Annotated in this window: 7 protein-coding genes; all 7 read left to right on the top strand. The window is 74.9% G+C overall.

The features are described from left to right. Window positions 1-30 precede the first annotated feature (30 nt). The 7 genes from AC068B_RS11600 to AC068B_RS11570 are packed head-to-tail and all read left to right on the top strand — an operon-like array spanning window position 31 to window position 13,243. A complete protein-coding gene (locus AC068B_RS11600; protein ID WP_478670818.1) occupies window positions 31-519 on the top strand; it encodes a hypothetical protein in 489 nt (162 codons plus the stop codon). A 34-nt stretch (window positions 520-553) separates the two neighbouring features. Continuing rightward, entirely contained in the window at window positions 554-2,674 is a 2,121-nt protein-coding gene (locus AC068B_RS11595) for a hypothetical protein (RefSeq protein WP_478670817.1), read from the top strand. Further along, complete coding sequence (locus AC068B_RS11590) at window positions 2,671-8,343, top strand: CHAT domain-containing protein (protein ID WP_478670816.1); 5,673 nt, start codon at window positions 2,671-2,673, stop codon at window positions 8,341-8,343. The genes AC068B_RS11595 and AC068B_RS11590 overlap by 4 nt, the downstream gene beginning before the upstream one ends. Then, complete coding sequence (locus tag AC068B_RS11585) at window positions 8,340-8,720, top strand: hypothetical protein (RefSeq protein WP_478670814.1); 381 nt, start codon at window positions 8,340-8,342, stop codon at window positions 8,718-8,720. Before AC068B_RS11590 ends, AC068B_RS11585 begins: the two co-directional genes overlap by 4 nt. Further along, on the top strand, window positions 8,713-9,144 hold the full coding sequence (locus AC068B_RS11580) for a nucleotide exchange factor GrpE (protein WP_478670813.1): 432 nt from the start codon (window positions 8,713-8,715) through the stop codon (window positions 9,142-9,144). The genes AC068B_RS11585 and AC068B_RS11580 overlap by 8 nt, the downstream gene beginning before the upstream one ends. Further along, window positions 9,141-11,282: an Hsp70 family protein gene (locus tag AC068B_RS11575; protein ID WP_478670811.1), complete on the top strand. Its 2,142-nt coding sequence runs from the start codon at window positions 9,141-9,143 to the stop codon at window positions 11,280-11,282. Before AC068B_RS11580 ends, AC068B_RS11575 begins: the two co-directional genes overlap by 4 nt. Then, window positions 11,279-13,243: an Hsp70 family protein gene (locus tag AC068B_RS11570; RefSeq protein WP_478670809.1), complete on the top strand. Its 1,965-nt coding sequence runs from the start codon at window positions 11,279-11,281 to the stop codon at window positions 13,241-13,243. The genes AC068B_RS11575 and AC068B_RS11570 overlap by 4 nt, the downstream gene beginning before the upstream one ends. The last annotated feature ends 7 nt before the right edge of the window (window positions 13,244-13,250 follow it).

The raw sequence follows: 13,250 nt of genomic DNA, 5'->3' as shown, positions 1-13,250 counted from the left end.
CCGTCCACGCCCTCGGAAGGAAGCACGTCCATGACCGATGCGCCGCTGCGAGCGGAGCTGCTCCTGGACCGCGAGGTCCCCGAAGAACTCCGCAGCGAGCTGGTCGCCGTGTTCGGCGGGCTCGGCGCCCCACCGGTCCGCGTCCGGCACACCGTCGACCACCGCGGCGCCGCCGACATCCCCTGGATCGTGCTGGCCTCGCTGCCGCTCCAGGCGTTCCTCACCGGCCTCGGGGCGGAGGCCGTCAAGGACGCGTACAACGCGTTCAAGGGGGTCGTACGGAAGACGGCGCACCCCGCGTCATCCGCCCCCGGCACACCGGGCGAGGCTCGCGGGGCCCGGCCGATCGTGCTGCAGGACGCGGCCACCGGCCTCGGCATCGTCCTGGAGCCCGACCTTCCCGCCGAGGCGTACGAAAGGCTCACCGCGCTGGACCTGACGGAGTTCGCGGTGGGCCCGCTGCACTACGACCGTGACCGGAGTCGCTGGCGTTCGGTCCTTGACGAGGCCGCAGGCTGACCCGGCCGCCGCGGACCGGGATCGGGGGCCGACTGTGACCGCGCAGACCACGAAGACCGAGCTTTCCCACGCCGAACAGGCCTGCGCCGAGGGCGAGTCGGCCCTGACGAGGGGCGACACCGCCGCCGCGGAGAACCACTTCACGAAGGCGCTCGATCTCGTGGGGGCGGACGCCCCGGGCGGCGCGGCCGGGGACACCGGGGGCGGGCCCGACGCGGAGGGCGTGGCGCGGGTCGCCGCGCGGGCGTGGACCGGAGCGGGGCGGGTGCGGCTCGCCCGCGGGGAGACCGAGGGCGCGGAGGCCGAGTTCGAGCGGGCGCGCGCGCTGCGCCCGGCGGCGGCGGGTCCGTTGCACTGGCTGGGCTGCGCGGCCGCGCACCGCGGGGACCTCGCGGCGGCCGAGCGCCACCTCACCGCCTCCCTCGCCTGCGCGGTCCCGCACGGCCGCAGCCTCGTCCAGCGCGCCTACGTGCACGCCCGGGCGGGCGACCCGGACGCCGCCCTCAGCGACCTGCGGGCCGCGGCCCAGATCAGCCCCCTGGACGACGAGGCCCGCTGGCTCGACGCCGCGCTCTCCGGCCGTTCCGCGCGCGAGGTGGCGCTGCGGCTGCGCAGGGCGGCCCTCGCCTCGCTTGCGGACTCCGGGCCGGGGGGCGGCGCGGACTGGGAGCGGGCGGGCGAGCTGACCGCCGCCGCGCGCGGGCTCGACCAGGAGCCCTGGCCCGCCGCCCCGCTGTACGCCGTGGCGCTGGTGCGCGGTGGGCGGCGGGCGGCCGCCGTGGCACTCCTCGGGGACGCCGTGCGGCACGACCCCGCCGACCACCGGGTCACCCACGCGCTCGCGGTGTGCCTTCTCAACTCGACGCAGGAGCCCGGTGGTTCGCCGTGGGAGCGGTGCGTCGCCGCCTGGGCCGCGGTGCTGCACGACGCCGGGTTCTGGGAGCACGTCCTGACCGGCGCCGCCCGGCGGTACGGCGTCGCCGTCGACCCCTCCCTCGTGCCCGCCCTGCGCGCCGGGCTGCGCGAGGTGCTCGAACGGCACATGCCCGACGATGACGAGGCGGGCACCCGTGTGGCCCCCGGGCCGCTGCTCCAGCGCGAGGCCGACGCCGCGCAGCTGCTCGCGGCCGTCGGCGGCTTTCCGTCCGCAGGGGGCGTCGGGGCGCCGCTGTTCTGCGGGCCACTGCGCATCGCGGAGCTCGGCAGGTCGGCGGAGTTCGGCGCCTTCGCCGTCGCGCTGGAGGAGTCCTTCACCGCCGCGCGGGCCCAGCCGTCCGCGTACGCCTCCACCACCGCCGCCCCGGGCTTGTACGCCTCCCTCACCTACGCGTTCTCCGAACTCGGCTTCGCCCAGCTCCTGTTGGGGCAGGACAAGGCGTCGGACGCGCTGGCCGCCCTCTCCGAGCTGCGCTGCCCCGGGTGCCGGGCGCGGGGCGGGCCCGGGGCGGCGGCCGTGTGCGAACCGGCGTGCGGGCGCTTCGACGAGCTGAACCCCGGGTACGCCGGGGTGCCGCACAAGCACCTCAGGCTCTCCCTCGACGCGCGCGGCCTCGCCCTGGAGGCGCGCCTGCACATGGGCCGGTCCGAAATGACCTCGGCCCGGCCCGACTTCGGCGCGGCCGCCGCGTACTGGCGCCGGGCGTTGGTACACAGCAGGGAACTCGACCGGTACCGCGAGACGCAGACCGCCATCGTCGACATGGCCCTCGGCGCGGCGCGGGCGGCGCACCACGACGGGCGGCTGAGCCTCGCCGTCGCCACGCTCGACGCGACGCGCTCGGTGATCGGTGCCAACGCACGCGCCCGCCTGGAGGGCCAGTTGGCGCGCGTCCTCGCCGACCGCGGGATCTCCGTGGCCAACGACGAGGAGGCGCTCCTCGACCAGCCCGCCGCCGACCTGCGCCGCTCCGTGGCCCTGAATCCGCATCTGCTGCGGGCGCAGGTCAGCCTCGGCATCGTGCTGCGCGGGCTCGCCCTGGCCCGCTGGAGCTCCGGCAGCCTGTCGGGCGCACGGGCGACCCTGCGCGAGGCCGTCGACCAACTCACCGCGGCACTGGTTCACTTCCCCGACGACCCCGACCTGGAAGAGCTGCGGGTAGCCGTCGTCGCCGACCTCGACCACATCATGTGGCAGCCCGACGAGAGCGAGCAGTGACGCCTGTGCTCGGCTACGAGGAACTGCGCATCCGGGTCCGCCGCGTCGGCGGGTCCCGCTATCTCGTGACCGCCAACGGACCCGCGTGCGCGGCCCGGATCATGGCGGTCGACGGGGAGCCCGCGGCGTTCCGGGAGCAGTGGGAGCGGCTGATCGCGGCGGAGCTCGGGCTCGCGCCGATGGGCGAGCAGCACACGGTGGCCCAGCTGCGGGTGCTCGGGCGCGGCGTCTTCCGGCTGCTGTTCGGCGACGCGGGACCGGCGGCGGGCGACGGCGCGGACGGGTCCGGTGAGGACGCGGTCGGCGGGCACGTCGGCGCGTGTGTCGCCACCGCGCTCGACCGCGCCCAGGAGATGCGTCCCTCGCGCGGGCTGCGGCTCCGCTTCGACCTGCCGCCCGAGCTGCGCGACCTCCCCCTGGAGTCGCTCTGCGCGCCGCCCGGCAGCCCGCAGCAGTCGCTCGCCCTCAGCCACGGCTACTCGCTGGCACGTTCGCTGGCGGGCGGGCCCCTGGGCCGGCGGATGCCGGAACCGGGGGACGAGCCGAGCGTGATCCGGCTCCTGGTGGTGTGCGCGTCGCCCCGCGGTATGCAGCCGCTGCGGACCGCCGCGGAGGTGGCCACGATCCGCCAGGACCTGTCCGACATGGCCGTCCAGACCACCGTGCTGGAGCGGGCGACCCGCGCGGACCTGGAGGCCGAGCTCGGCAGGCACTCCGAACTGCCCACGGCCGTCCTGGTGATCGCGCACGGATCGTACGACCAGGAGATCGGCAAGGGCGTGGTGGCCCTGGAGACGGAGAGCGGCGGCATCGACCGGGTGCCCGCGGATGTGCTCGGCGCGCTGCTCCTCAAGGCGCAGCGGCTCAGGTTCGTCGCCCTCAACCTGTGCTCCGGCGCGGACAGTTCGCACCTCGAACCCTTCTCCGGGCTCGCGCAGGCCCTGATCGGCGGCGGGGTGCCCGCCGTGGTGGCGATGCGGGGACGGGTGAGCGACGTGTCGGCGGGCGCGTTCGGCCCCGAACTCCTGAAGGGCATCACGGCCAACAAGACCGTCGACGAGGCGATGGCCGCGGCCCGTCTGTCCATCTCGCACCAGCCGGAGCACACGGCCGTGGAGTGGGCGACGCCCGCGCTGTTCCTGCACGAGGGGTGCAGGCAGGGCTGGCTGTTCAAGGCGCGCGAGGTGCGCGACGACGCGTTCGTGGACGGTGACAAGAACCGGGTGGCGGATCCGCTGCGCGAGGGCGAGGACGCGCTGCGGACCTTCCAGAGCCCCGTCGGCCACGTCGACTCCTCGGTCCTGATCGGCGCGGCACGCTACCAGCGCGATCTGGGGCACTGGGCGCAGGTGCAGCGGATCCTGCGGACGCCGACGCAGAGTTACGCCGACGAGCAGCGCCGGATGCGGGCCGAGGCGGCGTTCGAGCTGGCCTGGCCCGAGCTGGAGAAGCTGTGCGCGCTGCTCGCCGGTGAGCGGGACGCGGTGGGCGCCGAGGCGCAGCTCGACGTGGTGCGCGGGCTCCTTCCGGGGCCCGCGCCCGGCGCGCTGGCCGCGGAGGTCGCCGGGCTCCGGCGGCTCGTCTCGCTCGTCGAGGAGGCGCGCGCCGCGGAGGCCGCAGCGGACTGGGCGGTGGCCATCGGCCGCTACGAGGAGGTGCTCGCCGCCCGGCCCGGCGGCCTGCGGGACGTCACGGAGCGGCTCGCTGCGGCACGGGACGAGCTACATGTGGCCCGGGTCTGCGAGGACGCCGAGCAGGCCCGTCTCGCGGGCGACTGGAGCACGGCGGCCGACGGCTATGCCGCGGTCCTGGCGCTGCGCCCCGGTCACGGCACGGCCACGGCGTGGTCCTCCTTCGTGGCGGGCCGGGCCGCCGAGGCGCACGAGGACTGGCGGGGTGCCGAGGCGGCGTACGCGGCGTGCGCGGACCTCGACGACGCGGCGGGGCGGGCGGCGTACGCGCGCGGGCGTGCGGCCGCGGAGTGCGGCGAGTGGGCGGCGGCGCGGGACGCCTTCGCGCAGGCCGGGCCCGACCGCCACGCCTGGGGCGTGTACTGCGCGGGACGGGCCGCGGACGCGGCGGGCGCGTGGGGCGCGGCGGTCGAGGGGTACGCCGCGGCGGACGGCTTCCTCGACAGCGCGGTCCGCCTCCTCTACGCGCGGGGCCGCGGCGCGGCGGAAACAGGCCGCCATGCCGAGGCCCTGACGGACCTGTCGGCCGCGGCCGCGCAGGGCTGGGACACGGAACCGTGGCTGAGCGACCTGCGCCAGCGCGTGTACGAGGCGGCCCTGACCACGACGGAGTCCGGCGACTGGTCGACCGCACTCACCCACCTGGCCCCGCTCCCGGACGCCTTTCGCGCGGTAAGCCCCCTCCGGCGCTACGCGGAGGGCCAGTTGGCGGCTTCCGCGGGCGACTGGGCCCTGGCGGCGAAGGCGTTCGGGCAGTGCGCGGGAGGCGAGCGTGACGACGGGGTGCCTGGGCCTGAGGCGGATGTGCCCGCCGATGCGGGGGATCTCTGCGCGTACGCCCAGGGGCGCCTCTGTCAGGCGCAGGAGCAGTGGGACGAAGCGCTCGTGCGGTTCGGCAGGCTGCCGTCCGAGCTCTCCGACGTGCCCGAGCGGGTCCTGTACGCGCGGGGGCGGGCCGCCGACGCGCGGGGCGAGTGGAACGGCGTCATCGACGGGTTCGGCCGACTGCCCGACGGCTACGCGGACGGCGAGGTCGGTGTCCGGCGCCTCTACGCACGCGCACGCGTGGCCGCCGATCTGCGCGGCGACTGGGCGGCGGTCCTCAGCCTCCTCACCGGCGTGCCGGGCGCGGCACGCGAGGGCGCGGTGGCCGCGCTCCGCCGCAAGGCCGAGGGGCGGCGGGCGGAGGAGGGCGACGACTGGGGCGCGGCGTGCGAGATCTACGGGCGGGCGTTCCCCGAGGGCACCCCGGCGCCGTCCGACGACCCCGAAGCCCCCGGTCACGAAGCCGCCCACCTCTACCGCTACGCCCTCGCCCGCACCCACGAGCTGGGTGAGCGGTGGCAAGAGGCGTGCGATGTCTACGAGTCGATGGACGACGGCTGGGCGGACGTCGCCGCGCGGCTGCGCTACGTACGGGCGCGGCTCGCCGAGGACGCCGCCGTCGGGGCCGAGGCGTGGCGGACCGTCGTCGAGACGTACGAGGCCCTGGAGCGGGAGGACGTGCGGGGCGTGGACGCCGCCGGACGCGGGCGGTACGCGCGCGTGCGGGCCGCCGAGGCCGAGGGGGACTGGGCCGGTGTCGCCGCCGAGGCCGACGCGCTCGGAACGACCCGTGACGCGCCCGCCGTCGCCGCGTACGCACGCGGCCGCCTCGCCGACGCGCACCAAGAGTGGCAGCGGGCCGCCGACGCCTTCCGGCAGTGCACGGGCCACCGGGACGCCGACGCCCATCTCGCGTACGCGGAGGGCAGGTTGCTGGAGGCGGCGGGGCGGTGGAGCGCCGCCGTGGCCGCGTACGAGAGGGCGGGCGGCGCCCTGGACCGGGCCGACGTGCGGTGCCGCAGGCTGCGGCGGCTCATCGGGCTGCTCCCCTGGGCGGACGGACTGACCGGCGCGCCCCTGGTCGCCGACCCCTTCGCGGTGCGGGACCAGACCTTCCCCTACCTCGCCCTGCGCGACGCCGGTGTCGACCCCGGCGCCTCCATGGACGTGGTCAAGAACGCCTCGTACGCGCTCCTCGAACGCGGCACCATGTCGTGGCACGAGCGGGTCGCCCTGGAGCGGCTGCGGCTGCCGGGGCGGCGCCTGCAGCTGGACGCGCTGCTCTACCGCTGGCACTCCCCCGCCGCCCTGCGCGACGCCCTCGCCGGGCTCTCGCCGGACGAGGGGCCCGGCCTCCTCGACGCGCTGTGCGAACGCTCCCCGCAGGACGCGCCGCTGCTGCTCCTCCTCGCGCGGGACCGGGAGGCCGCCGCCGCGGAGTGGGAGCGGCGTCTCAAGGAGGCGCCCGGCGACATGGCCGTGGTGCACGGGCTCGCCGTGGCCCGGCTGTGGCAGGCTCAGGAGCTGGAGCAGAGCGGGGCGTGGGAACACGCGGTGCACGCCTGGGAGTCGGCGCTCGCGTACTGGGCGACGCTGCTCAGCGACGACGAGTACTGGGACGGCTGGCGCGCCGAGCGGGCGACCGCCTACGAACGCGATCTGACGCACGACGACATGGTGTCGCTGCGCTGGGAGCTGAGCCAGCACCTCTTCGGGCAGCTGGCCGCCTACGACCAGCGGCACACCGAGCAGGACAGGCCCCAACAGGCTGCCGCCTACCAGGCGTTGGTCGCCCTCCTGGAGTCCGAGCTGGGCGGCGCGCGCGTCCTGAAGGACGTGGGCGGCCTGCCGTCCGTGCCGGGCTCGGGCGGCACGCTGGCGTGCGGGCCGCGCTATCTGCGGCTGCTGTGCCTTCAGGAGCCGCTGGCCGAGCTCGCCGCCGGTCTCGACTCCGCCGCCCAGCAGGGCAAGGACCCCGGTGAGTACGCGGTACGGGAGCTGCGCTGGGCCTTCTCGGAGCTGGCGCGGAGCTTCGCGCTCTCCGAGGTGCGGAAGTTCGAGGCGGCGCTGCGCTCGCTGCCGGTCTTCCCCACCCTGACCACCCTGCCGGACGACTGCACCGGGCCCGCGGCGCAGGCGGCGCACACCCAGGAGTGCGCCCTCTGCCAGGACTTCCTGCGGCGCAACCCCGCGTACGTACGCCTCCCAAGGCGCCACGCCCGGCTCCTCCAGGACGGCGTCGAGCTGTCGGTGCACGTCCGGCTCGCGCTCGCCAGGACGGCCCTCACACGCGGCGACGGCGGACTCGACGAGGCCCTGGCCCAGTGGGACGAGCTGGTGAAGGTGTCCAGGAACGCCGGGATGCAGGCCCGCTCCAAGAAGGCCGTGATCCGCACCGTACTCGGCCGCGTCGAGGCGCTCACCGACGAGGAGGGCGTCCAGCTCGGCGGCTGCCTCGACGAGGCCGTCACGCTCGTCGAGTCCGTGCTCGCCGTGCTGCACCCGCTCGACCGCGAGCTGCTCAGCCAGCTCAACGCGAAGCTCTCCGCGCTGCTCTCCATGCGCGGCGTGTGGCGCGGCTACACCCGCACCAAGCACGGCATGCGCTCCGACATGTACGGCGCGGAGGCCGACCTGCGCCGGGCCCTGACCCTCAACCCAGAGTCGAGCCACGCCCGCGACAACCTCGCGCGGGCCTTCGTGTTCACCCTCGACGAGCGGACGTACGAGGTCCCCGCGCGCCTGAAACTGCTCCACGAGGCGCTCGACCTCCTCGACGTGGGCCTGGGCCAGGCGCTGACGCACCGGTACCGCGAGACGCTCGGCGAGGCCCTCGACGAGATGGAGAAGCTCCTCACCCGGCACCTCGGCGTCGCGGGCATGGGCGACCTGATCCGCAGCGACGGCCAGGAGCCCCCGCCCGACGTCGACGATCTGGCCTCCTGGGCGGCCGAGTTGACGCGCCGGGCGGAGCAGGCGCTGCGCGGCGGCGACATCCTGTGGGCGCTGCACCACCTGATCCGCGCCACCCGCGCGGAGCCCACCGACAGCCGGATCAGACAGGCCCTGCTCGGCGCGGTCAACCGCTGGCTCGCCGAACTCACCCCCGGGGCCAAGGCCCTCCAGAACGAAGAAGGAGGCAGCGTCGCATGATCAAGGACCCTTCCGCGAACGGGGCAGGAACCGCCGGGCCCGCCCGGCCCTCTCCCTACGAGCTGCTCGCCCCGGCCGGTGTCACCCCCTGGACGTCCCACAAGGACATGCAGGAGGTGTCCTTCGAACTGCTCGCCCGGCATCTGATGACGCCGGTCACCCAGCAGGCGTGGGACGAGCTGCGGGGCGTACGCCGCCGCCTCCTCGTCGACCTGCTGCACTACGACGTGGACCTGGCCGCCGAACTCCCCCTGGCCATTGAGGAGATCGACCGCGCGCTCGCCGCGGCTCCCGACCCGCTCACCCGGACCGACGCGCGCCCGGACGACCTGACCGACCTGACCGGCCTGACCGACCTGATCCGGTTCGATGTCTGACCCGACGGCCCGGCTCGCCTACGAGCACGCCCGCGCCCTGGCCGCCCGCGACTCCGTCCACCGGGCGCTCACCGAACGGCTGTTGCTGCGCTGCGCCGACGCCCTCGACTCCTTCGACCGGCTCCTCGCCGAGGGCGCGGCGGGCGATGTGGACACGTATCGCAGGAGCCTGGCACTGATCGCCGGGCAGCTGGAGAGGGACCTGGCCGAGGAAGGGCTCGAACGCGTCGGGCAGGTAGGCGAGCGGGCCGAACCGGCCACGCACCACATCGAGGCCGTCCGCACCGCACCGCCCGGAACGGACGGCGACGAGGTCGTTGAGATTCTGCAGCGCGGGTATCGATACCGGGGGCAAGTGCTGCGCGCCGCCCGGGTGGTCGTCGCCGTCGGCGGCGGCACTGAGCAAGGGACGGAGCGGGAATGAAGGCCATCGGCATCGACCTCGGCACCACCAACAGCGCGGTGGCCGCCCACGATCCGCACCGCGCGGACATCGCCGTGCTCACCAACAGCAAGGGCGAGCGGCTCACCCCGTCCGTCGTCGGGGTCGCACACCGCGACGGCAAGGACCAGCCACTGGTCGGTGAGGACGCGCTGAACTGGGCGATCAGACAGCCCAAGGAGACCGTGGTCTCCGTGAAGCGCCTGATGGGGCGGGACTTCGCCGACGCGTCGGTGCTGCAGGCGCGCGACCGGATGAGCTACGAGATCGTGCCGGGGCCCGACGAGGACCCGCGCGCCCACGTGCTGCTCGGCGGGCGCGCCCGCACCCCGGCCGAGATCTCGAGCGTCATCCTGGACAAGCTGGTCAGGGACGCCTCGCGGGTCCTCGGCGAGCCCGTGACGCACGCAGTGATCACCGTGCCCGCCTACTTCCGCGACGCCCAGCGGGCCGCCACGCGCGAGGCCGCGGAGAAGGCGGGCCTCGTGGTCAAGAAGATCGTCGACGAGCCGACGGCGGCGGCGGTCGCCTTCGGCCTGCACAAGCCGGGCGGCGCCCGCAGCCGGGTGCTCGTCTACGACCTGGGCGGCGGCACCTTCGACATCTCGGTCCTCAACGCGGTCAAGGACCGGGAGGGCAGGAGCCAGTTCCAGGTCCTGCGGGCCGCCGGTGACATCTGGCTGGGCGGGGACGACTTCGACCTGGCGATCGTGGAGCGGATCATCGCGTGGATGCGCGAGGAGCACCATGTGGACCCGGCGGGCGACAAGGCGTTCCTGTTCCAGGCGAAGAAGGCCGCCGAGCGCGCCAAGCGCGAGCTGAACGACATGCCGGAGACGTACATCGTGATCCCGGCCGCGTACCGCAGCGAGAACGGCGTGCTCGACGTCGAGATGAAGCTGACCCGCAGCGAGTTCCAGGGGATGATCGCGCCGCTGGTGGCCAGGACGATGATCCTGGTCCAGGAGTCCCTGGCCCGCTACGAACTCTCCACGGACGACATCTCCGACGTCCTGCTGGTGGGCGGCGGCACCCTCACCCGCCCCGTGTACGAGGCGGTCGAGGCGTTCTTCGGCGCGGAGAAGGTCCGCAGGAACATCAACCCCATGGAGTGCGTCGCCTTCGGCGCGGGCGTGCTCGCCGAGACGCTGCGCGGTGTGGAGTGCTCGGACCCGGAGTGCGCCAAGGTCAACGAGTACGGGGCGGACGCCTGCGCGGACTGCGGCCGCAGCCTCGCCGACGGGCGCTCCAAGGGCGACACGGGGCTGTACGAGTCGACGCCGATGGCGATGGGCATCGCGGCGATCAAGGGCAGCCAGCGCGACGTGTTCGTCGAGATCATCGAGGCGGGCTCCCCCTACCCGCTCTCCGAGCCGCGCCAGCGCACCTTCCACGCCACCGACAGCCGCCGCATCCGCGTGCCGGTCTACGAGGGCGACAGCAAGGTGGCGAGCGAGAACCACGAGCAGGGCGTCGTCGAGTTCGAGCTGCCGCAGGAGATCGAGATCAACCGCCAAGTGGACGTCTCCTTCAACTACTCCGCGGACCGGATCATCACGGTGAAGATCTCCGTGCGCGGCACGGACATGGTCCTGGAGGCGACCCCCAACCGGGAGAAACCGCGCACGCCGCCGCCCGAGCCCGTCGAGGTCCTCGACAGCGCGGCGCTGCGCGAACAGCTGGGTTACGCCGAGCGGGAGGCCGACAACTTCCTGAAGCGGTACGGGCCCTACATCGAGCCCCTGCAGGCGATGAAGGTGCGCCGCGACATCGAGCAGGCGCAGCGGGCGGCCACGATGGGCGACAGCGGCGAGTACAAGCGCCTCACCGAACTGCTGCTCGACGACATGTACCGGCAGTGCGGTCTCGCGAGCCAGTTCCGGCAGGCCGAGCTCGCCTCGGAGGGCGCGCCGCCGGAGACGGTCCGGCGGATCAACGAAGCGGTCGAGTTCGTGAAGCAGGCGCACCGGCAGGGCAACACCGTCGGACGCGCCCAGCAGGCGCGCAACCTGGTGAACCTGGTGGCGGTCGCCCAGTCCGAGCGGGCCGTGCCGATGCTCCCCGACCGGCCCGACTACGAAGGCATCCTCCGCTTCGCCGAAGAGACGGCGGGCGGATGACACAGGCGCGCCCCGCGCGGGGGGCGGCGGCCCCCGTCAGCCTCGGCATCGACTTCGGCGCCACGGGCATCCGTGCGCTCTACGCACTGCCGGACCGGCCGGGGCGGCGCCTCGAGGCGGAGTGGGGCGACGGCCCGTGGCTGCTGTGCGAGCAGGCCGACGTGGGCGAACTGCCGGTGACCTTCCCGAGCCTCAAGAGCCGTCTGGGCAGCGGGCGTCCGGTGCACATCGGCAGCAAGCCGGTGGACGCGGACCAAGTCGTGGTGCGGCTGCTGCGGTCGGTGCGGGAGCGGGTGGAGGCGGCGGCGCCCGGCCGGGTGGCACAGACGGTGATCAGCGTGCCCGCGCGCTTCGGCTCGGCCCAGCGGGCGGCGCTGCGGGACGCGGCGCGCGAGGCGGGCCTGGACCCGACGCGGCTCGTCAGCGACTCCATGGCCGCGGTCATCGGCCACATGACGGAGCGGGACAGCGGTACGTGCCTGGTCTACGGCATGGGGTACGAGGGGTTCGAGATCGGCCTGATCCGCAGCGTGCGCGGGCACTTCCGCTCGCTCGGCTACGAGGGCGGGGCGACGTCGGGAGGCCGGGCGTTCGACGCGGAGGCGCTGTCGTCGGCGGTGCGGCTGCTGCGCAGACACCGTGGCGCGGGTTCGGTGCACGGGGTCGACGCGGCCGTGTGGCAGGGCCTTCGGGCGCGGGGGCAGGAGGCGCGGGAGGCGCTCGGGTCACCGGGTGGCCCGGAGGCGGCGGTGCTCGATCTGGAGCTGGGGGCCGGGCCCGCGCTGTGGGTGCGGTTCGCGCGGCCCGACCTGGACGCGTATCTGGAGCGGCACGTGGGGCGCACGCTCGACCGGGCACGGGCCCTGCTCGACCAGTCGGGGATGACGCCGACGGACGTCGACACGCTGCTGCTCGTGGGCGGCAACACCCGGATGGAACAGGTGCGTTCGCGGGTCGCCACACTCGGCAGGGAGAGCGTGCAGGCACCGCCCGAGCTCCTCGCGCTGGGCGCCCTGAAGCACGCGGTGCGACTGGCGGGCGGTGCTGCGTCCTCCGGCCCGGCGGCCTTGGAGGAGGGCCCGCTGGAACCGGCCACCGCCGCCCAGGACACCCTCTCCGACGCGCCTCCGCTCACGGCGACGCTGGTGGGCGCGGAGGGGCGGGGAGTGGAGGAACGGGGGCCGGAGCAGGGGGGTGTGCGGGAGGCCGGTGCTCATGGGGATCCGCGGGACGCGGGTGCGGTGCGGGGCGTGGGGCCGGGCGCCCGGGATGTGGAGGAGGCGCGGCGGCTCGTACGGCAGGGGCGGGAGAAGGAGGCGGCCGCGCTGCTGCGCGGGATCATCACCGAGGCGCAGGAGCTACTGGACGCCCTGAACCACCGCCCCTCACCACCACCGCTGCCTTCACCACCGGCTCTCCCCGCACCTGCGCATCCCCCTTCGCCCGACCCCATGCCGTCCGCCACGGCAGGGACCGCCCCCTCTCCCGCGTTCGACTACACGTCGCGGCGCCAGATCACCCGCGCCCGCGCCCTCCTCTCGCTCGGCCGGTACGACCACGCCGTGCAGGCCGCGCACATCGCCTGGCAGGACGCGGCGACCAGGCCCACCGGCGCCGACATGCTGGACGCGATGATCGACGTGCACTGCGCGGCCGCGATGGCGGACATGGCGCCCGAGCACTTCGCCGCCGCGGAGGAGTGGCTCAACTGTGCGTACAACCACGATCCGACGAATGTTCGGGTGCGGGGACTGCTCGCCGAGCGCACCTACCGGCACGCCGTGGAGCTGGACCGGCGCGGGGAGCGGGATGAGGCCATTGAGGCCCTCGGGAAGTGCTTGACGTGGGATCCTGAACACGCCGACGCGGATGCGCTGTTGCGGCGATTGAACCGTGACGGGAGGAACCGGCGCGGCAGGGGGGACGTCCTCGGACAGAGGCCCCTCGAACCGCCCCCGTGAAGCATCC

This window comes from Streptomyces sp. NPDC042371 (genome assembly GCF_056437465.1).
The sequence above is the reverse complement of the archived record's forward strand: the minus strand, read 5'-3'. Positions and strand labels throughout refer to the sequence as shown.